Raw genomic sequence first — 23,901 nt, forward strand, 5'->3', positions numbered from 1 at the left:
AATTAAAAAATAAGACTAAAAAAGAGCTACTCCTTAGAATAGCCCTTTTTCATTAAAATTTATATACTCATTGCAGCATTAAATGCTTCATATAAAGCCTCTGATACTTTTCTTGCAGACTTTACATCTCCAACTGGCTTTACAACTTTTCCGCTTTCTTGTATTGCTTTTACAAAATCATGATTATGTGCTGGTTTTCTACCAACAGCACATACAATTGTATCGGCTTTAGTTATTATCTTCTTGCCATATTCATCTACAGTTAAAACACCATCTTTATATATATCTATGATTGGTGTTTTAAAATGAACCTTAACACCATATTTATCAAATAATCCGTGGGGTCTTAATAAAGCAAGTCCTCCCATACCTAGGTCAGTAGCTGGTAAAGCTTCAAAAACATTTACATTTTTATTATTCTTTGCAATATAATAAGCAACCTCTGCTCCCACAAGTCCACAGCCAATAACAATTACATTATCTCCTACTTCTTTATTGCCTAGAAGTACATCATCAGACATAATGGCATTTTCTATTCCAGAAATTGGCGGTACAACTTCCTCTGAACCGGTGGCTAATATAACTACATCAGGATTTTCATTATTAATAAAATCTAAATCGGCTTTTTTATTAAGTAAAATATTTATATTTAAATCTTTTATTTGATTTTCATACCACTTAATTAATTTACCATATCTGCTTTTAAAGGATGGTACTGCTGCTACCTTTAAAGTTCCCCCTAAGGAAGCTTCCTTTTCTACTAATGTAACATCATGTCCTCTTACTGCTGAGGTTTTAGCAGCCTCTAATCCAGCTGGACCTCCACCAATTACAAGAACCTTCTTCTTATCTAATGCTCTGGGAATTTCCCTTTCATTTAGATACTTCCATTCGTTTCCACCTAAGGGATTTACAGAACATCTCATATCCCTTAGATATACTATTCTTTTTCCACATTCAACACATTTTACACAGGGCCTTATATCTTCTACTCTACCTTCTTCTATTTTTCTTATCCACTCCGGCTCAGCAATTAGCTGTCTTCCCACAAAAAGCATATCTACCTTTCCAGATTCTAAAGCTTCTTGTGCAGCCTTAGGTGTATCTATTCCACCGCCGCTAATTACTGGAACATTGACTACTTTTTTAATCTCAGCAGCCAAATCTAAAAAACAGCCTTCCTTTCCATCTAATACATAGGAGGATGGTACATATAAATGAATTACATCATCACTCCCACCGGTTACATCAAAGGCATCCACTCCAGCTTTTTCAAGCTTTAAAGCAGTTTTTTTTGCATCCTCCAATGTAATACCTCCAACTACTAAATCATCTCCAAGGGATTCATCGGCACAAAGCCTAAATATAACGGGAAAATCCTTTCCACATTTTTCTTTAATGGCCTTTACAATTTCTACTGGAAAAAGATCTCTGTCAGCTCCATAGTTGTCTATTCTCTTATTTGTTATCGGTGATAAAAATTGCATAATAAGGTATCCATGGGTACCATGGACTTGAACCATATCAAATCCTGCCATTTTAGCTCTATAGGCAGCATTTGCAAAATCTTGTACATATTGATGTACTTCCTTTGTAGTAAGGGCACGGGGTGTTAATTCAGTTGAAATTGGCTTACCATCTATTCTTCCTATTTCACTTGGTCCAACGGATTGTTCTACCCAAGCTTGTATCCCAGAATGTATCAATTGTAAAACAGCAACTGAACCATTATCCTTTATGGCATCGGCAATTCTAGAAAGTCCCGGAATAAATTTATCATCACTTACATTTATAGAGCATGGAATTTGAAGAGCCGTCTCATTTACATAGGCCCCTTCTATTGTAACCATACCAGTGCCTCCACGGGCCCTTGCACCATAATATTGTACACACTGCTCTGTTATTTCTCCATTATGGCCTGCATAAAGGGTTGTCATGGGTGCCATATTAATTCTATTTCTCACCTTAACTTTCCCAATTGTAATAGGTTCTAATATTTTGGAATATTCTTTAGTCATTATAAAACCTCCTATTTTTATATAATAAAAACATACTCGGGTATGTGTTTGTTTACATATTAACATACCTTAGTATGTTTGTCAATGATTTGACAATTTTATATTAAAAAACCGATAAAGCCTTTTTTGCAGCCTTATCGGTTAAATAAATTTATCCATATCTTTTTAGCTTAATTATTTTTTTATTATCTCAGTTTCCATTTTGCTTCTCTTTTATTAAGAAAAGCATCTACACCTTCATGGGCATCCTCTGTTGTACAGAGAGTGGCAAAATGGTTATTAGAAAGTTCTAGAGCCTTTGAATATTCTAAGTCAGACATTTTATAAAAGGATTTCTTCCCAAGCTGCACTGCAAGGGGACTTTTACTTGCTATTTTAAAGGCTAAATTCATGGTTTCTTCTTCTAATTTATCCTTTGGAACAACTTTATTTATTAAACCAATTTTTTCTGCTTCCTTTGCATCTATTATATCTCCAGTTATAAGTAATTCTAAAGCCTTTTTCCTACCTAAGCATCTAGATAGCGGAACTGCAGGTCCCATACAAAATAGACCTACATTAACGGCAGTGGCTCCAAATTTAGCATTTTCCGCTGCAACAGCTAAGTCAGCAGCTGCAACGAGACCAATCCCATTAGCAACTGCTATTCTCTGAACAGATGCTATAACTGGTTTACCCATATTTGCAATTGTTATACACATTTTCTCCATTAATTCAACCCAATTCAAATACTGTAGATTAGTCTTGCCTTCTAAATCGTTTACATCAATTCCTGCACAAAAATTCTTACCCTTTCCTTTAACTACAATTACCCTTATTTCAATATCATTTTCAAGCTCTATTAGCGCATTATTCAGATCCTTTGCCATTGGTACATTAAAGGTATTATAATTCTCAGATCTGTCAAGAGTAATTACCCCTACATGTTCCTTTCTTTCAACTGACACAGTAGTATAGTTCATATTAATCCCCCTCTACCTTCTTTACATATTTATAATAGTTTTATCTCTATTATATTTCCTATCTTTTCCTTTTTCAATGATTTTATTGGATGTATTTTCTAGATAGGATTTTATTATGTATTTGAGCATTACTCATGAATTCTCTTCTGAAAAATCTATATCCTTTATTTAATATATAACATTTGAGCAAATTGCATAATTACCTTCTGTAAAAACTATCTACTACATATAGTTTAAAAATCTCCAAAGACATACCATATATATTATGCAACCCAGCCAAGTTAGAATTATGCAATTTCCTCATTTAAATAAAGTTTAGAATTTAGCCTGCCCCATAATAAGTGGTTAGCTTTTTTAACTTATTTTTTAGCTATAAATTTATATTTAACATGTTTTATTGGGACCAGAAAAATATGGTCTAATCACTTAAAACACTGACTTACACAAAAGGTATATTCATAAATATTTTATGATATAGCTCGATAGAATAAAAATATTTAATTTTCACAATTGACAAAATAGTTTTCTTACCTTATAATTACCACGACATAATGGTAACCATTGGTTGTTATATGTAACCATAAGGAGTGATACGTATCATGGAACTTTTAAAATCTGCAGAAAATGTATTAAATATTTTATGTTTATGGGAATCTAACAAAGAACAATCCTTGGGACTAAATGAGATTAGCAAGCTTACTGGCATTAATAAAAGCACTGTCCATAAAATCCTTCAGTCCCTAAAGAAACGTAATTTCGTGCAACAAAATGAAGTAAACAGGAAATATAGCTTAGGTGTAGGAATATTACGCCTTGGAACCTGTGTTCTAAAAAATTTGGATTTAAGAGAGGTTGCCCATCCCCTCTTAAAGCAGCTGGCTCATATGTGTCAAAACACTGTTACTCTTGGCATTAGAAGTGATAATAATTTTATATTCATAGACCGGATAGATGGCCGTGACAATGTGCGATTTTATTGTGACATAGGAAAGGTTACTCCCTTTTATGGAGGAGCCGCAGCAAAAGCCTTATTTGCCCATCTTAGTGACGGAGATATAAACAAGATATTACAATCTATTGAGGAAAAAAAGTTCACTAAAAAAACCAAGGGTAAATCTGCACTGATGGAAGAGATAAAGTCTATTCGTAAAAATGGATTTTCTATTAGCGACGAAGAAGTTGATATTGGTGTTTTAGCCGTTGGTGCTCCCATATTTGATTATAGTGGAAAGGCTATAGCAGGGGTGGCCATTGCAGGAATTAAGCAAACCTTTACCTCTGAAATATTAGAAATCAATAAAAAGCTGCTATTAGAATATACCCACATTATATCTAAGAAAATGGGCTGTTCCAGTAATACTTATAAATAAAAAGGAGGTTTTCCCATGGAAGATACTAAGAAGCGAAGAAATAGTTATTTACTCTGCTTAAAAGAGTTTAAAATTGGTGCTGTGGTTACTGCTGTCTTTATTGCAATATCCTGCTTGACCAGTTATTTTATGGGATATGGCAGAGATCCCAAAACTTTAAAACTTGTTTTTGGATTTCCTGATTGGGTTTTTTGGGGTGTTCTTATACCTTGGTTTTCAATTGTTTTATTCACTACTATTTATGGACTCTTTATTATGAAAGGAGATGAAAATTAATGAAAGCTTCTTTAGTTACAAACATCGTCTTTCTATCATATATTTTAGTATTACTTTCATTGGGTTATGCTGCCCATTTAAAAATAAAAAAATCCAGCAACTTTTCAGAAGAATATTGGGTTGGAGGTCGTTCCTTTGGTCCATGGTTAGTTGCCTTTACATGGGCCACATCCTGGACAAGCGGTGGATCCTTTATAGGGACCCCTGCGGTTTACTATACCTATGGCTGGACTTCTCTTTTATGGCAAGCAGGTGCAGGAGTTTTAGGAATCATTGGTATTCTTGCTATCGGTAGACGTGTATCTACGGTTGCATGGGAAGCAAATTGTATGACATTACCGGATTTATTTGTAGACCGATACGAAAGCAGAAATATGGGCATTCTAGCAGCTCTAATTATTTTGGTCTTTGGTACTGCATATATGGTTTCTCAGTATGTGGCAGCAGCAAGAATTCTACAAGTAATAGCTGGTATACCTTATAGCATTGGAATAATACTATTTGCTATAGTCGTTGGATTATATACTTCCTTTGGTGGAATCAGAGGAGTAGCTTATACCAATATATTCCAAGGGTTAATTATGGTTGGTGGTTCAATCATCATCGCCATTATAATGGTTATCAAAGCAGGAGGGCTTACACAGATTACTAATACCCTCATGACTCAGGATCCAAATCTAGTTGTTGCACCGGGTCCAAATAATTGGCTGCCCATCAATACAGCTTTTTCCATGTTCTTTGTTCTTGGTGTGGCTGTCATGGCACAGCCCCACGTTGTTACAAGATTATTCTCAGTAAAGGATGTCAAATCCCTTAAAAAAGCAGGAGTTTTGGTTAGTGTTGTAACCTTTATCTGGTTTTTATGTTTATTCATCAGCTCTATTGCAGGAAAAAGTCTTATTCCAAATATCGCTGTACCTGACCAAATATTTCCAACTATTGTTGTAAAGTATTCTTCTAAACTTTTTGCAGGCATTATGCTTTCTGCACCTTTTGCAGCTGTAATGAGCACCGTAGCATCTTTACTTCTATCTACCAGCAGTGCTATTATTAGAGATATTTACGAGAAGAATATTAATAGAAACCCCGATGGAGATAAACTCAAAAAACTTAGTTATGCTACAACCACTGGAATTAGTTTAATCGTAATGGTATTAGCATTAAATCCTCCATCATTCCTACAGACCATTGTTATTTTTGCTATATCAGGATTTGCAGCTTCTTTTACAATTCCTATTGTTATGGGACTCTTTTGGAAGGAAGCCACTCCAGCTGGCGGTCTAATTTCTATGACATCAGGGTTTTTGACATTGATTATATTATATGCTTTTAAAATTACAGCACCTTTAGGATTCAATCCCTTGGTTTGGGGGCTGTTTATATCCTTTATCACAATGATCCTGGTAAGTAAACTCACAAAACCTAATTCACCCGCAATTATGAAAAGATATTTTGGTATTGAACAAAGGAATAAATTTAACACAATTAGCTAAACGAGGTGTGTAAACAATGACAAAATTTTTAGAAGTTAAAGAATACATAGATATTATTGGTGGTTCTATGGATATGCTTGGCCCAGTAAAGGATGGAGACGAAATCCGAGGTATTGTTCCTCCAGGTTGTTGGGGACCCATGATTACACCATCTATTCATAGCGGTCACGAAGTAACTCGACCAGTAGAAGTAAAGGGAGCAAATCCCGGTGATGTAATTGCGTTATATGTAAAAAAAATTCTTGTTCTATCTAATTATGCCGCATCGGGAACAGGAAAGAAAATTGAGGGGAGATACAAAAAAGATCCAACCGTCAATGCATATTGTCCACACTGCAATATAAAAAATCCTAAAACTTATGTGGATGAAATAGGAGAAAATGGAATTAAATGCAGTAAATGTCATAGCCCTGTGATGCCACAAACTATATCAAATGGATACACCATATTATTCGATCACGAAAAGAAAATGGGGTTATCTGTAAATCCATCTATTGCTCGCAATATTGCTAAAGATGTTTTAGAAGGAAAAGAATATTTACCCAAAGGGTCAAAACAACATCCGTCAACAATTTTAGCGAAATCAGATATTAGCAGTGTTCTAACCCGAGTAAGACCAATGATTGGAAATATCGGCTGTATACCAAATAAACCTATTCCTTCTTCCCGCAATAGCGGTGATATGTTAAATTCATTGAATAGTACAAATATCTATGGACAAATATTAAAGGATGATTTAACCGATTCCCATATGGATGTAAATAGTGTTTGTGAAGGAAGTATCATACTCTGTCCTGTAAAAGTAAAGGGGGGAGGAGTATATTTTGGAGATGTACATTCTATACAAGGTAATGGAGAATTAGCCATGCACACTATAGATGTTTCTTCAGAAGTCCATATAGGTGTAAAATTGATTAAAAATCTAAATCTAAAGGGACCTGTTATCATTCCTCCTTCTGAAGAAATTGATCATAGATTTAGACCCTTCAAAGATGAAGAATATGATATGGCCAATAACCTATTAAGACCCTATGATATCAAAATAGATGAAAAGCTTTATCCTATTCAATTTGTAGGCAGTGGAGACAATCTTAATGATGCTATCGACAATGGCATTGATAGAATCCACCATATAACAAATTATAGTCGTGAGGAAATAAAAAATAGAGCCACTATTAGTGGTGAAGTAGAAATTGGTAGGACATCTGGATTGGTATATTTAACAATAATGCTTCCTGAAAGTAAATACAAAGAACTTGGTCTTCACTCTTTAATTGATGAAATGTATAATAAGCTATAAAATAAAGCATACCGTGATAGGGAATATTTTCTATCACGGTATATTTTATTTGGCCATATCATTTTTCATATTATAATGATAAAAATGCACTTCGATTTTTTATTCTAATTATTATAAAATTTTGTTAAATATTCTATCCTCCACCCACTGGAGGAAATATTAAAAATTCATCTCTATCTTTTAATATAGTCTTTAATCCATCCCTTGCAAAAATATTTCTTCCATTTAAAAACATTGCTATACCCCTTTTAGGAGTATTATCTTCTGTAAGAAGTAAAGAAATTATGGATTCACCATAGATATTTGCCATAATTGAAATAAGCTCCTTAACAGTACTGTTCTCTTTTAATTCTATTTCCTGAGAAAGTTTATTTCCAAGATATTTATCCATGCCCAAAATAGTTTTTACTGTAACTTTAATCATATGGTTATATCACCTATGTCAAGCTCCTTAAGCTTTTCTAAGGTAGGCACTCCATCCTTTGTCCAGCTTCTTGCTTCATAATATTCATCAAGCATTTTATCTAAATCTTCTTTACTGATATATTGTCCTTTAGATGGGCCTTCCTTTATAGGTTCAGTCATAATCCTCTCTGGGAAAGTATCGTCTTTTCTAGAAAAACCCGCAGAAATATTATAAAGCCTAGCAAGGTTATTAACCCTTTCTCCTACCTTTTCAACCTCATTGGCAGTTAAATTCAATCCTGAAACACTGTTTACCATATCAGCAGTATTTTGAAGAGCAACCCCTGGAAGGGCCATATCAAGGAGGAAGGCACACATTGTAGGACAATCGGTTGTTGCAAGTCTTACATCCTGATTCCACTTAGTAAGCTTCCCTTTGCCTTCAATTTCAAATCTATCATAGGCCTTAGGTACAGGAATAGCAAAAATCTCTTGAAAGGCATATCCCCTATTATGATCGGCACCGGTATAGCTTGTGGCATAGTTTAGTCCATGGGCCTTAGCTCCCCTCGGATCATAAGCAGGAAACTCAAGTCCCTTAACATGCATAGCATATTTTTCACTTCCATTACCTACCTTCTCAGAAAGAACCTTTGTTCCGTCACAAAGAAGTTCTCCTGCTCCTTTTCTTCGATAGGCTATTTCTGTAATAATATCATACATGGCTTCATGATTTCCAAAATTCAGCTTGAATCCCCCAAGCTGTTCTTCTGTAAGTAAACCATTTTCAAATAATTCCATGGCAAATCCAATTGTAACCCCTGTAGACATAGTATCTAAACCTAATTTGTCACATAAATTGTCGGCAGCAATAATGCTGTCAATATTTGCTACTCCTGTCTGCCCCCCAAAGCTGTAATAGGTTTCATATTCGGGATCCGATAGGGCTCCTGGATAATTTGAATTTTTCCTAGCCAACTTAAGCTGACTACAGCCTACGGGACAGCCATAACAGGGTTCACTGGCAATAGATAGTTCCGTACTAACCTTGCTTCCTATGCTTTCAGTGTAATCCCTTTCACCGGTTGATCTATAATTTTCCGAAGGAAACATTCCTAGAGCACTTATTGCATCTACTATCATAGGAGTTCCTGTTTTAGAGAAATGGGGATACAAAACTGGACTTTCCTTCATAGCCTTAAGCATAGATGATCTTGCTAACTTGAATTTTTCAATATCTGCAATTTCAACTCCCTTACTACCTCTAACTGCAATGGCTTTAAGGTTTTTAGATCCCATCACTGCCCCAACACCTTTTCTTCCAAAGGCTCTTCTTTCATTTATAATACATGCCATTTTCGATAGATTTTCTCCAGCAGGGCCTATACATGCCACCCTTATATTTTGATCACGAAGATGATGTTTTAAAAAGCTTTGGGTATCGAAGGTATTCATCCCCCAAATTTTATCGGCCTTCTTTATACTTACATTATCATCCTTAATAAGTATATAAACAGGAATATCAGACTTTCCTTCTATTATAAGAACATCATATCCTGCATATTTAAGCTCAACAGGTAAATGTCCTCCTGAAGTTGACATTCCTACCGCCCCGGTAAGTGGTGATTTGGTAACTACAGCCATCCTACTTGAACATGGAGCAGAGGTACCACTTAAGGGCCCTGGGGCAAATATAAGCTTATTATCTTCAGAAAGAGGATCAATATTTCCAGGTACCTCATCAGCTAAAATTTTAATACCAAATCCTGCACCACCGATGTAATCCCTAGCCATTTTTTCCTTAAGTTCTTCAGTTTTTATTTCTCCCGTTGTAAGATTTATTCTTAAAATCCTACCCATATATCCACCCTTTAACATAAAATCTCTCCCTTTCCTAAATTTTAGTTATTCAATCATCAAAATTGGCTTAATAACTTTGCCCTCATGGGAATCCTTAAAGGCCTGATTAATATCTTCAAAATCATATTTCTTAACGAGTTTGTCTATTGGAAACTTTCCATTTTTAAAATATTTTACAAGCTTAGGTATAAAAAGCTTTGGAACGGAATTTCCTTCAATGAATCCCTTCATGGTTTTACCTTCTGCCATTAAAGCATTTTGTACATTAAGGGTAACATCCCCAGTTGCCCCGACAATTGCACATGTACCCAATACCCTTAATCCATAAAGCCCTTGATTTACAATTTTAGGTACTGCCGTTGTCTCAACAGTATAGTGTGCACCACCACCGGTTATTTTCTTAATCTCCTCAACAACATCCTCTACTTCCCTGTAGTTTATTGTATGGGTTGCACCCAATTCCACTGCCAGCTTAAGCTTTGATGGAGTACCTCCTATAGCAATTATCTTTTCACATCCGGCAATTTTAGCACCCATAATTGCTGTTAAACCTACAGAACCCATGCCAAATACTGCAATTGATGAACCAAATTCAGGCCTTAGCCCATTAAGCACAGTTCCTGCTCCAGTTTGAAATCCGCATCCCAAGGGCCCCATAATAGAAAGATCAACTTCTTTATCTATTACAACAGCATTTCTTGAATTTACCACGGCATAGGTAGCAAAGGAGGACTGTCCAAAGAACGTAGATAATTCCTGATTACCCTTCTTCAATCTTTTAGTCCCATCATTCATAGTCCCCCCGAAGTTCAATGGATTAAACTCTTCACAAACATAGGGCTTTCCTGTAAGACAGTTTTCACAATGGCCACAGGAGCTAAAGGAAAGAACCACATGATCTCCAGCTTTAATGCCCTTAACATTATTTCCCACCTTTTCAACTATGCCTGCTCCTTCATGGCCTAATACAGCAGGTAAAGGTACAGGTATCAATTGATCCCTTGCAACGGCATCGGTATGACATACACCACTGGATACCATTTTAATCAATACTTCATCATCTTTAGGTGAGTCCAGTTCTACCTCTTCAATAACAAATTCCTCTCCCTTATTAAATGTAACAGCTGCTTTTATTAGCATATAACCACTCCTTTTTGAAGTATCCGAATTTTTATAATATTTTATAATATAATCATATATAATATATGTCCATATTAAAAACATCTATTTATTCCATTGTCACAACTACCAGTTGTGGCTGAGCTATAAAAACTATATAATAATATTAAGCACATCATAAGGGGTTGATACTGATGTATATACAAAAATTAAAATACTTTCTTCAACTTAGTAAAGATCTTAATATTTCTAAGGCTTCATCAAATCTATTCATTACCCAGCAAGGATTAAGCAAATCAATGAAAAGCCTTGAAGAGGAACTTAATACTGTTCTTTTTAAAAGAACACCCCAGGGAATAAAGCTCACAAAATCTGGACTTTTATTAAAGGACCATGCTGAAAAGGTAATTCGGGAAATCTCTATTTTAAAATCAGAACTTGATAATCTAAAAAAGGAAAGTAAAGAAATCCTTAAGGTAGGCTTTGCCCTAGGAGTACTTAACGCCTTGTCAACTGATTTAATACAAGATTTTCAAAAGTTAAACCCAACAGTTGATCTAAGGTTTAAGGAATATTCTGATTATATATGTCACAGTGCTGTTTTAAATGATGAATTGGATTTAGGTGTTATTATTGGGCCAGTAGATTCTTCTAAATTTAATTTTCAAGTAATAAAATCACATATCCCCCATGCATTGGTCAATAAACTCCACCCCCTTTATAAAAATACATCTTTAAGAATAAATGATCTTAAGGGAGAGAAGATAATAATTGTAAATGAAAATTTTCAGATGCATCATAATTTTATAAGACATTGCTACATTGCAGGCTTTAAGCCGAAAATTATTTTAACTACTGGGGAAATATTAATTCCCTATAAGATGAGTAGATTAGGAAGGGGCATCGGTATAACCGTAGATTTTGTATCTGAAGATATATCTTATGATAATGTAAAATCAATCCCCCTGCTAGGTGATGGTTTTACATGGGATATTACTGTTATTGCTAAAAAAAATAAAACCCAGAGGAAAGTATGTAAGAGTTTTATAGATTATTTACATAATATAGGAAAATAAATTGGTTTTGCTAAAACAAAAAATCGAAGCTTCAAATGGAAACTCTACTCCACATCAATAAAATCCTAACGCCTACACTTAATCTTTCTTTATTGGAATTTGTATTTCTGTTATAAACTCTTCTTCCTTTGATGTTTCATGTATATCTAAACGATATATTTCCATAGCATTCCCATTTAAAGAATATCCTTTTTCTTTTATAAAATTAATCATTTTGTTGAAAAACATCTGACTTTTTTTATATGCTCCACGATAAATTAATGTTACAAAATAACCTTCCGGTAAAATCATATTATAGTTTTCCTCTTTATCATCTACAAAAAAGAAAGCATTTTGGTATAATCCATAATTTTGCTTTTTAAAACCTTGTTCAGAAATAAAAACACCCATATCCTTATTGCTGAGCAAAAATAATTTTGAATCATCTCTACCTTCTAGTTTGCGAAAAGCTAAATCAACTTCCTCATCTTTAGTCATAAAGGCTTTTATTAAAATAATTTTTCGCTTTCTTATTCTTTGTACCTTTATTTCACTATAATCCTCTATTTTTTTAAGGCTTTTTAAGATTTGTACTTTTTCCTGTAAGTTTTCTTTTAACTTTATCAAGGGCATAATTTCTTTTTCTATTAACCTAATTTCCTCTTCCATAAATTTAATAGTTGTATCTACACTTCTATGCTCTAAATATTCTCTTATTTGCTTTACAGAAAAATTTAACTTTCTCAAATTCTTTATTATATTTAGTCTCCAGATATCTTTAATAGAGTATACTCTATATCCATTTTCTCTTCTACCTGGAAAAATAAGCCCCTTCTTTTCATAATATCGTATAGAGTCAGGACCCAAATTATATAATTTACATATTTCCCCTATTGTATATTCCTTTTTCATATATTATCTACTCCTTAAATTTCCCCTTGACACTAGTATTGTACCAAGGTTTATATTAGTAAACAAGAGATTTTATATTTATAATCTTAAAAAATAAGGAGTGAATTTTTTATGCAACAAAGTATTTCCGACTCATTTAGTTTAGTGAAAAAGTTTTTTAAATATTTAATACCATCGGTAAGTGCCATGTGGTTCTTTTCTATCTATACAATGGTAGATGGCATATTTGTAGGCAAAGGAGTAGGCCCCCTTGCCCTGGCAGCTGTCAATTTATCCATGCCCTACATCAATATTGTCTTTGCAATATCCCTTTTAATAGCAGTAGGCTCTTCTACTCTAATAACATTTTACCTTGGGCAAAATAGAAAAGAAAAAAGCAATGAAATATTTACTATTAATATAATTTTTCTTTCTTGCTTAGGGGTTATATTAAGTATTTTATCTTTATTATTCCTAGAAAAAATAGCTATATTTTTAGGAGCGACACCAGAAACACTGCCCTATGTTAAAGACTATTTACAAATTATAATTATTTTCAGCACTTTTTTTATGGTTGCTTATTCTTTAGAAGTACTCGTTAAAGCAGATGGTTTTCCTATTTATTCTATTATATTTGTAACCCTTGCCGCCATTACAAACATATTATTAGATTATATATTTGTAATTCGTTTAAATTACGGAATAAAAGGTGCAGCCATAGCTACTGGTATGTCTCAATTTACATCTTGTTTAGCTTTTTTATTACGTTTTATATTAGGAAAATCTAATCTTAAATTCACAAAAATCAAAATTAATTTTTCTTATATAAAAAATATATTTATAATAGGTTTTCCAGAATCTTTAACTGAATTGTCTATAGGATTTACAACTTTTATGTTTAACTTTGTAATTTTAAAATATATAGGACCATATGGCATAGCAGCCTTTGGAGTAATTATGTATATATACAATCTTATACTTATGACAATGATAGGCATAAATCAAGGAATGCAACCTTTGGTAAGTTATTATAATGGAAAAGGTAATGATAAAAGCATTAGAAAATTACTAAGTTTAGCTTTAAAAACATCATTATTCTTTGCAGTGTTTTTCTTTATTTCTTCACAAGTATTTACTAAACAGCTAGTTGGTCTGTTTATAGCTCCTTCGAATATAAAAGCCTTTCAAATAGCATTAGAAGGTTTAAAAATATTTAGCTTTGGATTTTTAATTTGTGGATTTAATATTATTTTTTCCGGTTATTTTACTGCTTTAAAAGAAACAAATAAAGCAACAGCTATTTCACTACTAAGAGGATATATTCTCATATCTTTAACTTTGCTAATTTCACCAATTATCGGGCAGGATTTTGGAATATGGATTTCCCCTTTTATATATGAAATAATAACTTTATGTATAACTTTAACTATATATTTTAAAATTAAACCAATGGAAGAAAAAAATATTGCTACAGAAAAATATGTAAGATAAAAGCTCATACAATTTTTCTATATTATGTTCCACAAAAAGTTCTATAGGGGCAAGCCGATTGAGGAGGCAATTTTGAATATTCCTCCTGGTTTTGTAGGTGAGCATAAGGCCTAGAAAGAACATTAAGAAAATCCTCCATAACACTATAATCTCCTCTTTTGACAGCAGCCTCTAGAGCCTCTTCTACCCGATGATTTCGTGGAATCAATGCTGGATTATTTTTTCTCATGAGCTGGTGTGAAGAACCCTTTATTTCTTTCTGCCTTTCAAGCCTCCTCTGCCATTTCTCATACCACTTGGTAAATTCCTCGGTATCAAAAAGTTTCATACCCGATAGCTTATCAAATGTTAATGCGAGGAAGGTATTAGTATAATCAGCACTATACTTATGCATAATGCTAAGGAGTTCTTCAATGAGGAGTTTATCCTCTACCTCTTCATTAAATAGCCCAATTTTTCTTCTCATTCCCCAAAGCCAATTATATTGATAAAGCTCAATAAATTTTGAAACTGCATCTTCTGCAAGTTTAACCGCCTGGACCTCATCATCATGGAGTAGGGGCAGCAAAGTCTCAGCAAATCTGGCAAGATTCCAAGCAGCAATAGGTGGCTGATTACCATAGGCATATCTGCCATAAGTATCAATGGAACTAAATACGGTTGCTGGATCATATTTATCCATAAAGGCACAGGGCCCATAATCAATGGTCTCTCCACTAATTGTCATATTGTCGGTATTCATCACCCCGTGAACAAAGCCAATTAGCTGCCATTTAGCAATTAGTAACGCCTGACGTTTAATCACTTCATTAAGTAGGAAAAGATAAGGATTTTCCTCAGATTTAAAATCTGAAAAATGTCTTTGTAATGTATAATCAGCTAAAGATTTCAGTTCTTCAATAGTACCCCAATTTGAAACATACTCAAAGGTTCCAACACGTAGATGACTGGCAGCTACTCGAGTCAAAATTGCACCTGATTCTTCATTTTCTCGAATTACTAGATCTCCAGTTGTAACAACTGCTAAGCTTCGAGTGGTAGGAATCCCTAGCCCATACATTGCTTCACTAATAATGTATTCACGTAGCATTGGCCCAAGTACTGCTCTGCCATCTCCATGTCGGGAATAGGGAGTTCTACCCGAACCTTTTAACTGAATATCAAACCTCTCACCCCTAGGAGTAATCTGTTCTCCAAGCAATAAGGCTCTGCCATCTCCCAGCATTGTAAAATGACCAAATTGGTGTCCTGCATAGGCTTGTGCAAGAGGCAAAGCTCCTTTGGGAATCTTATTACCAGCAAACACCTCTACACCATCATTTCTTTGCAATGCCTGAACATTTAATCCTAGGGACTCTGCCAATGAATGATTAAAAATAATTAATTTTGGTGAAGATACAGGAGTTGGGTCAAGTCTAGCATAAAATGATTTTGGCAATCGAGCATAGCTATTGTCAAAATTCCATCCTTCTTCTATTATTGTTTTTCTATCCTTCATGGAATCACCTTTTCATTATGTTTTTTATTTTTACATCTAGTCCAATCCCTTTTAGTATCTGCTTCTACAAATTTATTATACCCTATAGGTACAAAACAAATCTTTTAACTGAGCAAATTGCATAATTACCTTCCAAAAAGATTATCTACTACATATAGTTTTAAAATCTTCAAAGCCATACCATATATATTATGCAACCCAGCCAAATTAGAGTTATGCAATTTCCTCAACTATTTTTTACCGATAATAAACCACCCTAAACTTTTGATTACCCAAACTCAAGAACTATTTCTATTGACTCAAGCTGATATTCTTATATCTATTATTTCTTCCTAATAAGCAGCGAGCAACTCTTAACATATGTTTTAATATAAAATTTATAATATTTCAAGAGAAAACTTAAAATAATAATAAAATGTTAATTTAATATTTAAACTTGTCTAAAGTACGATTCATTTTTTCTGATAACTCTGCCAACATCTCACTTGTATTTGAAATTTGACCTAAAGATTCTGTCTTTTCTTCAACGGATGCAGATACTTCCTCGGTTCCAGCAGCATTTTGTTCAGAAACCGCTGATAAATTTTGTATAATATCAATAACTTCTTCTTTTTTTATTTTCATTTCCATCTCAGATTGGTTGAGAGTAGCTATATTCTTTTTTGTATTCTCAATGGCTCCTGCAATTCTTTTAAATCTTACCTTTGTCATTTCCACACTCTCTGCTTGAGACTCAACTGATTCTGAAACGGATTTCATGGTATCTACAGCACCATTAGACTTACCTGTTAATTCCTGGATAACAGCCATTATCTCTTTTGTAAACAGATTTGAATCCTCCGCTAACTTTCTTATTTCCTCTGCAACTATTGAAAAACCTGCTCCTTCTTCTCCTGCCCTAGCTGCTTCAATTGCTGCATTTAATGCCAACAGATTGGTTTGCTCCGCTATATTCCCAATCATATAGCTTGCTTTTTCAATTTTAGCAACACTTTCATTGGTACTAACAATCACTTCATATATCTGCTCTGTTCCCTTACTGCTATTTATTGTCTTGTTTACAAGCTCTTCTAATATTTCAAACCCTTCATCTTTCATATATTCAACTTCATGGGCAGAATCGTTTAATTCCACAATAATTTTCTGCATTTGCTCTATCAATTGTCCCATTTCACTGACTTTGGCAAAGCCCTTTTCCGCATCCTCGGCTTGTACATTAGCTCCCCTGGCCATTTCCTCCACGGTTTTAGCCACCTCTTGTTCCACTGCCGAATATTGCTGAATAGCTGCATTAAGCTGCTGAGAAGATGAAGCGGATTTTAAAGAAATCTCTGCAGCATCCTTCATAAGCCCACTAAGGTTTTTTCCAATGGTTTGAAATGCCTTTGCCAATCCCCCGATTTCATCATGTCTTTTTATATATTTTTCAGCATATCTACGGGAAAAATCTCCCTCAGCCATTTGTGCACATTCTTTAGTGAGGTATGTAATAGGCTGAACAATATTATTGGCAATTATATAGGCTACTATTAAACTAATGATTAAAAATAGTATAGATGTCATCACAGTTTTTTGACGCAGGCTATTTAATCCTTCCAGAACTTCACTCTTATTCACCTCTACACCTACAGACCAGCCATACATCTCTATTGGTGCAAACCCTATAAATTTTTCTATACCTTCATATCGATATTTTCCAAACCCCGTTTGTCCATCTATCATTTGGTTCTGTAGACTTGAAAAGTTTTCAAATCCTATTGCTTTATTACCACTGCTCTCCTTAGAAGCAGCGGAGACTGCATCAACAGCTATTGTCGCTGATGAATTTGCATCGATACTTTCTTGTTGATGACTATCTCCCTGTATCATTGTCGTTATCATTTCTTTATTAGCATGGGCAATTGTTCTACCCTGTTTATTAATCATAAAAGCCTTCCCCGACTGACCGTAAGTAATTTCTGCTGCCAAGTCGCTCAATTCATAGCCATCTCTATAGGCAATTAACACTCCTACAGTCTTCGAATCGGATATTATCGGAACAGCGTAGATCATGTAAATTGTGTTGTCTTCCTTATTTTTGATTGGATCTGATACGGTCTTTTGACCAGCTATAGCCTTCTGAAAATAAGGCATATCTTTTAAATTGGCTGTATAATTATCATTATAAAATGCACCACCATTTTTATTTACAACAGCCATTCTTAAATGCCCTGCTCTTAACATTTCATGATTCATTACAAATTTTATATCAGTTAAATCTTTCTCTCCATTTTTTAGAAATCTAATAATTTTATCATCATCTGCTACTACTTCCAATGCATTAAGCTGATTCATTATGCCAAATTTAATAGTCTTGGAGGCTTCAATTGCAAATTTAGGTATCGTCTGTTCAACATTAGATATCAAAGCATCGGCAGATGTAGTATAAGCGATGACGCCAAACCCTGTACAAATACATAACAATAGAATGCCTATTAATAAAATAATCCTTGATTTAATTTTTTTCACGACTCTCTCTCCTTTCAATGATATAAATTATAATAATGTTCTTAATATTATAGTTACTCCAAACAGTATTATTTTCTCTACATAATACAAAATTAGTTTCTTATTAATCCTCTATCCTCTAGCGCTAATCTACTCAGATAATTGTATATGCTTACTTTTAATAAGTAAAAAGCCAATAATTAGCATCACTAATTATTGGCAGGTTGCACCACTAGCTCCCTGTTCTCAAAGTGCCCATATCACGAGAACCCCTCTTCGCTTCCAACTTCATCAGATGTAAACTGTTCATATAAATTCATAGCCTATTATATAATGTTTCAAGCCTGATGTAAACTGATGAATTAATTTCCTACCAGATTTTATAAATTAGTTTGCTTCACCAGCCATTTTTGATACAATCAGTAGTCACTCGATCTTATTTATAAAAAAAAGAAAAACAGTATAATTTTAGAGGCAATATACTTGTCCCTTTGATTTTCTTAATCAATTATTTTTCCTTTTATTATCAATCTTTGTGTTGGATTATTCATAGGATGGCATGTAATTAAAGTGATTTCTTTATCCTTTCCATTACTATATAATACCCATACTTCTTCTGGTTTAACATACAGTTTTTCTGTTACTGTATACTTGTATTGATTATCTCCACTATCTACTTTCACTGTATCTCCAGCTTCAACCTCTTCTAATCTATTGAAATTCCTTCCAAATGTACGACTTCTATGTCCTGCTATAGCATAGTTTCCTATCTCTCCTGCTTTCCCTGTGTTTTCTATACTAGCCACTGATATTTTCATATTCTCCTTCGTAGCTCCTTTAAGTATGGGTTGACTAAATTTGATTTTATCTATTTTTAATACACCTTCCATATACTTTTGTATATAATTTTCTTTTTCTCTTGCAGCTTTCTCCTCTTCTTTTTTCTTTTCTTCTTCTCTCTTCTTTTGTTCTTCTGCATTTAACTTATTTTCATTTATCTTTGTAGATATATTACACTCTTGACATAGGTTTTGAATTTTTTTATTCTCTATCTCTATAGTATCTTCATTATCTATAATAGCCAAATTTTCTTGCCATTCTTTTATAAGTTTTTGCTGCTGATAATCCGCATATAATTCTGAAATTTTGGGATATGCTATGGTACTTAATCCTATAAATATTATCATTGATGAAATAATTTTTATTTTCATTTTTTATGTCCTGCCTTTTATTCTTGTTTAATATCCTTTTTATAGGTAAAATTCCTACTGAGACAAATATTGTTAATATTTTAAAAGGCAAAGATTAAATCTCTGCCTTTATTTTTTTAAAAATTACTTTTCCCCTTCTTGGATTACAAAACCTACTGCTTGAACTTTATTTTTCCATGCTATTTTTCTTCTTAAAAAATACTCCCAGTAACACTAATAATGATCCTATAAGGTAATATTCTAAATTGCTATTTTCTCCAGTTTTAGGAAGAACATCTGGTATACCAGCAGGCACATCACCTACATCTATTTCTATTATTTCTTCTTCTCCATTTGGATGTTTTATAACAAATTTTTCCTTACCTACAAAACCTGGACTTGGATTGTATTTCCACTTACCATTCTTGTCAAATTCCACTGTTCCATTTTCTGGTGGTTTAATTACTATTGGAGCTTCTGGTAATTCTGGCTCTAGTGGGGCTTCCGGCATTTCCGGCTTTTCTGGTTCTTTTGGTTCTTCTAGATCTTCTGGTTCTTTCGGTTCTTTCGGTTCTTTTGGCTTCTTTGGCTTCTTTGGCTTCTTTGGTTTTTTTGGATCTTCTGGGTCATCCGGGTCTTCTGGATCTTCTGGATCTTCTGGGTCTTCTGGGTCTTCTGGATCTTCTGGATCTTCTGGATCTTCTGGGTCTTCTGGGTATTCTGGGTCATCCGGGTATTCTGGTCTTATATATCTATTTGTTATTGTTAGGGCATCATCTGAAACTGATTTCCTATAGTTATCTGGAACATTTACTTCATTAACAGTGTAAATATATTCATCGCCATTCTCATCAAGTTCATACAAATTATCCCAAGTATAACTTATGGCTCCATCAATTAATTCCACTGGTTCTCCTAATGCTTCGCCATTTCTATACAGTTGTAATTCTATAGTTGGCTTAGGATTTGGTCCACCAACCCACTTTTTAATTGCTGTTATATTTGTCTTTGGCCTAGTGTTTGGTATTTCCTTTATTATTGATATCTTTGTTTCATCTAACTTAAACTCATAGATATCCTCTGGAATATCATATCCTATCGGTGCTTCCACTTCTTTTAAATAGTAAGTTCTTAATTTCAATCCATTAAATTCCAAAATTCCTTTTTCATTTGTATAATGGATCGTTTCACCATATTCGTCCTCAACCAGTTGTGGCTTTCCATTTATTAGATAATAGAACTCAAACCCTACACCCTCTAATTTCTTATCAGCTTCTTCAGGATCGTTTTTTATTATCTTTATATTCCCTGGACGAACACCACTGCCTGTTCCACCTGAATACTGGGTTACAGAAAACTTTTTATCACTTGTATCTTTTGTTTCTGTTCTTTCACCATTAAATACTGCTTCATTTTCTACTTCTTCTCCATTGCCTGCAACTACTACAGTAGTATATTCAACAATATAATATATTGTAATTTTGTCCTTAAAAGTTATTTTAAGTTCTGTCTCTCCTGATTCATTTATCAATTTCTCTAAAGTATAATCAGTATCTGGCGTAAGAACTTCTCCATTAGATTTACTTATCTTTAAGCTATCATTTACATACACCAAACCTTTACTTATAGTATCTTCCAATACCGCTCCTTCATCTATATCAGACAAGCTTTTGTTTATAATAAGCTTCCAGTTAATTTCATCATCTGTATAGACTTCATCACTAACACCAGGTGCGTCCTTTATTAAGAAGCTATTGTAATCCGGGTAATTTACTTTCTTTTCATATTTCTTTGTTAGACCATCTTTTCCTGAAATTTGAGCAATATTTATATATTTTTCTTTAGATATACCTAAAATATTAGTTTTAAACTCTATCATATAGGGTTTATCTATTCCACCTGAAAAAGTAAGTGCAAATTTATTTTCATTATCCTTCCAAGCAATAGAATAATTACTTTGGTCCAATTCATCACCTACAACTATATCACCTTGCTTATTTAAGCTATATTCTTTAACAACTAGAGAACTCTTATCAAATTCTTGACCTGAATCTGTAGAATCCGTTGAGCTGAGAGTGTCAGTTATTACAAAATCATTTCCTTTTAGATTTTGTCCTAAGGCATTCACATATATTTTCCAAGTGATTTGCCTATTCTCTCTGTCTAGATTCCCATCTTTTTTACCACCTTTAGATATAAACTCTTTTATATCATATTTAGCAGTGCCAGTTTCATTGATTATTTTTTCTATACCTTTAATATCTTTAGTTTTACCTGAAAATACAGCTTTATTTGTATAGGTCTTAGTTGAGTTCAATTTTCCATCTTTATCTAATACTTCATTTGGATCAAAGGATGTTTTGTAGTAAATATTATATTTTTCCCTCTCTAATGGACCATTGAACTCAAGAATAAATCCATTTGCACCATTATCTTTAAGAGTATAATCAGTATTTTCTTCTAAAACAGTTGAACTCTTTAATATTTTTAAAGAATCCTTCATAAATACCATACTCTTATTTGGTTCAAAAGTATCTGTAATCTTAAGGCTGGTTACTTCTTCTTTAACTGCATCTACAGTTATCTTCCAGCTCATGGTTTTTTCTTCATAATTTAAACCGTCATATACTATACCATCTATTATTTTGTTACTTTCTTTACTTTTTTTGTAGTTATTATTCACAACATTTTCTGGAGGCTTTTCTCCAGTTTTTATAGATTCATCAGCTATTCCATCACCGGTTAGACCATCTCCCTTTAGCTCAGCTTCATTATAAAAATCTTCATCAGGCTCTTTTATATCTGTTATATATCGTATTCTATAAGAAGTATTGATATCCCCTAATCTTACTGTAAAACCGCTATTTTGTAAACTTTCTATCCTTGGAAATTCTGAGCCGGTTTTTAGTTTAAGTTCCTTATCATTATGGTCATATATTTTGATACTATCTCGTCTTAATTCTAAACCAGGACCTATAGTATCATTTATTGTGGCATTTTCTATATTATGATTAGCCCTATTCACATATATATCCCATGTTATATGAGGTTCTTTATAATTTGTGGTCTCGTATCCATATTTTTCTAACAAACTGCTTCTGTATACATTAACTTCTGCTGTATCATTCCCTCTTTCTGCTCCATTAACCTTTAGCACAGCTTTATTTGTAAATTCATTTGATGAATTGTACCCATCATAGTTTATATCTGTAATGAATTTTATTCTATAAGCTTCCTTATTTAAATTTCCTAGACTAATTGGGAAATTTTGAAGATTTCCAAATTCCTCCTTTATATCACTATCTCCTTCAATCCATTTATTTCCTTCTTTAGTAAGTTTATATATCTCTATGGATCCCTCTTTGAATTCTAGTTCCGGACTAAACTCACTATCTTCTATTACGACATTACTTAGATTCAATTCAGACCTATTTACATCTATAGTCCAAGTAATCTGTGTAGAGTCATAGCTCTCATTATCTGCTGTACCCTCTTTCTCTATTGATGAACCTAATTCCAATTTTCCTATATCAAAATCTGCTGTACCTTTTTCATTATCTCCGTCTTTTAAAATAGCTACGTTATGGTAACTATCCTTTGAATAATCTACTATTTTAGTTTCATACCTAATCCTATAAGCAGAATTTATTTTGCCTAATTCTACTGGAAAATCATCTGAAGTTTTATTTGATAATACTTCATTTTTTATTTCCCCATCATATCCAACTGTTAAATCATAAATTTCTATACTTTCTGGTATTAATTCAAGCCCATCTGGAATCTCATCTTCAATTATTGCATTATTTAATTCTTCTAAGGAAGTGTTAACATCAATGCTCCAATTTATAAATTCTGCATTTATAGATTCATTTGGGCTACCAGTTTTAGATATTGGTGGATTATCTCCTTTTGGCTTTAAAGTTACTGTAAAGTTTTTATTAATTGGATATTCAAATTCAATAGTTTGTTTGGCATCATCATTTATTATTTCTTCGTCAAATTGTAGCCAAATCCATACTTCACCTTTCCTTTCAAAGAAACCCACAAGCTCATTATTGAATTCAACTTTCAAATTATTTTTATTATCTAAGGTAAAGATGCCTACTTCTGTATCACCAAACATAAGTTTTCCATCGGTGGAATTTGGAAGATCTTTAAATACAGTAGGAATTTTCATCTCTGCCCAGTCGCCGCTTTTAAGCTCAACATCATCTCCTATTGCCCAGTCAATTTCAATTTTTACAATAGTTTCTTCATTAATATCAATTATATCTCCATCGACAATATCTTCCTCTGGACCTTCACCATGTTTTATTTTCAGTCTCACATCGGTAAAAATATCCCCTAAATCCTTTGGGGCAGATAAATACTCCACTACATCATTTAGTATCTCTTTTTCTTTATCCATTGGCAGATTTAATAGATGATCGTCCTCTATTATTTCTTCATCCTCTATGATTTCTTCATCTTCTATGATTTCTTCATC

At 33.4% G+C, this 23,901-nt stretch carries 16 protein-coding genes and 1 riboswitch; of the genes, 6 read left to right on the top strand and 10 right to left on the bottom strand.

Features of this window, described 5'->3' with window-relative positions; all coding sequences use genetic code 11:
• Positions 1-59: 59 nt before the first annotated feature.
• Positions 60-2,018: an oxidoreductase gene (locus B5X81_RS19800; protein ID WP_170917509.1), complete on the bottom strand. Its 1,959-nt coding sequence runs from the start codon at positions 2,016-2,018 to the stop codon at positions 60-62.
• Between the two features lie 185 nt (positions 2,019-2,203).
• Positions 2,204-2,980 (bottom strand): enoyl-CoA hydratase/isomerase family protein, encoded by a 777-nt coding sequence (locus tag B5X81_RS19805; RefSeq protein WP_079494223.1) that lies wholly within the window; start codon positions 2,978-2,980, stop codon positions 2,204-2,206.
• Between the two features lie 599 nt (positions 2,981-3,579).
• On the opposite strand from B5X81_RS19805, the gene B5X81_RS19810 reads away from it, so the two are divergent.
• Genes B5X81_RS19810 through B5X81_RS19825 form a run of 4 tightly spaced genes read left to right on the top strand, consistent with a single transcriptional unit; the run spans position 3,580 to position 7,419 of the window.
• A complete protein-coding gene (locus B5X81_RS19810) occupies positions 3,580-4,350 on the top strand; it encodes an IclR family transcriptional regulator (RefSeq protein ID WP_079494225.1) in 771 nt (256 codons plus the stop codon).
• A gap of 15 nt (positions 4,351-4,365) precedes the next feature.
• Complete coding sequence (locus tag B5X81_RS19815) at positions 4,366-4,626, top strand: DUF997 family protein (RefSeq protein WP_079494226.1); 261 nt, start codon at positions 4,366-4,368, stop codon at positions 4,624-4,626.
• Positions 4,626-6,119 carry a sodium/pantothenate symporter gene (gene panF / locus B5X81_RS19820; protein WP_079494228.1) on the top strand — a complete coding sequence of 498 codons (1,494 nt, stop codon included), beginning with the start codon at positions 4,626-4,628 and terminating at the stop codon, positions 6,117-6,119. Before B5X81_RS19815 ends, panF begins: the two co-directional genes overlap by 1 nt.
• 16 nt (positions 6,120-6,135) lie before the next feature.
• The gene (locus B5X81_RS19825) at positions 6,136-7,419 is read left to right on the top strand and encodes an acetamidase/formamidase family protein (protein ID WP_079494229.1); all 1,284 of its coding nucleotides are present in this window, start codon (positions 6,136-6,138) and stop codon (positions 7,417-7,419) included.
• Positions 7,420-7,552: 133 nt separating this feature from the next.
• Here B5X81_RS19825 and B5X81_RS19830 read toward each other — a convergent pair whose 3' ends face one another.
• From B5X81_RS19830 to B5X81_RS19840, 3 genes are read right to left on the bottom strand one after another with little or no spacing between them, the layout of a single operon-like run.
• Positions 7,553-7,843 carry a MoaD/ThiS family protein gene (locus tag B5X81_RS19830; protein WP_079494231.1) on the bottom strand — a complete coding sequence of 97 codons (291 nt, stop codon included), beginning with the start codon at positions 7,841-7,843 and terminating at the stop codon, positions 7,553-7,555.
• Positions 7,840-9,702, bottom strand: a complete 1,863-nt coding sequence (locus B5X81_RS19835; RefSeq protein ID WP_079494232.1) for an aldehyde ferredoxin oxidoreductase family protein — start codon at positions 9,700-9,702, stop codon at positions 7,840-7,842. The genes B5X81_RS19830 and B5X81_RS19835 overlap by 4 nt, the downstream gene beginning before the upstream one ends.
• 27 nt (positions 9,703-9,729) lie before the next feature.
• A complete protein-coding gene (locus B5X81_RS19840; protein ID WP_079494234.1) occupies positions 9,730-10,824 on the bottom strand; it encodes an NAD(P)-dependent alcohol dehydrogenase in 1,095 nt (364 codons plus the stop codon).
• A 173-nt stretch (positions 10,825-10,997) separates the two neighbouring features.
• Here B5X81_RS19840 and B5X81_RS19845 point away from each other — a divergent pair, with 173 nt between their 5' ends.
• Complete coding sequence (locus B5X81_RS19845; protein ID WP_079494235.1) at positions 10,998-11,879, top strand: LysR family transcriptional regulator; 882 nt, start codon at positions 10,998-11,000, stop codon at positions 11,877-11,879.
• A 78-nt stretch (positions 11,880-11,957) separates the two neighbouring features.
• Here B5X81_RS19845 and B5X81_RS19850 read toward each other — a convergent pair whose 3' ends face one another.
• A complete protein-coding gene (locus tag B5X81_RS19850; protein WP_079494237.1) occupies positions 11,958-12,770 on the bottom strand; it encodes a MerR family transcriptional regulator in 813 nt (270 codons plus the stop codon).
• Positions 12,771-12,881: 111 nt separating this feature from the next.
• Here B5X81_RS19850 and B5X81_RS19855 point away from each other — a divergent pair, with 111 nt between their 5' ends.
• The gene (locus B5X81_RS19855; protein ID WP_079494238.1) at positions 12,882-14,240 is read left to right on the top strand and encodes an MATE family efflux transporter; all 1,359 of its coding nucleotides are present in this window, start codon (positions 12,882-12,884) and stop codon (positions 14,238-14,240) included.
• 22 nt (positions 14,241-14,262) lie between these two features.
• Here B5X81_RS19855 and B5X81_RS19860 read toward each other — a convergent pair whose 3' ends face one another.
• The 4 genes from B5X81_RS19860 to B5X81_RS19875 all read right to left on the bottom strand — a co-directional run.
• Positions 14,263-15,738: a protein adenylyltransferase SelO gene (locus B5X81_RS19860; RefSeq protein ID WP_079494240.1), complete on the bottom strand. Its 1,476-nt coding sequence runs from the start codon at positions 15,736-15,738 to the stop codon at positions 14,263-14,265.
• 423 nt (positions 15,739-16,161) lie between these two features.
• The gene (locus B5X81_RS19865) at positions 16,162-18,246 is read right to left on the bottom strand and encodes a methyl-accepting chemotaxis protein (protein WP_139380399.1); all 2,085 of its coding nucleotides are present in this window, start codon (positions 18,244-18,246) and stop codon (positions 16,162-16,164) included.
• Between the two features lie 190 nt (positions 18,247-18,436).
• Positions 18,437-18,518: riboswitch (cyclic di-GMP riboswitch) on the bottom strand.
• 207 nt (positions 18,519-18,725) lie between these two features.
• A complete protein-coding gene (locus tag B5X81_RS19870; protein ID WP_079494243.1) occupies positions 18,726-19,436 on the bottom strand; it encodes a class D sortase in 711 nt (236 codons plus the stop codon).
• A 166-nt stretch (positions 19,437-19,602) separates the two neighbouring features.
• A partial coding sequence (locus tag B5X81_RS19875; protein WP_079494245.1) for a collagen binding domain-containing protein occupies positions 19,603-23,901 on the bottom strand: 4,299 nt, incomplete at its 5' end.

The sequence above is a fragment of the Maledivibacter halophilus genome, from assembly GCF_900167445.1.
GTDB lineage: Bacteria > Bacillota > Clostridia > Peptostreptococcales > Caminicellaceae > Maledivibacter > Maledivibacter halophilus.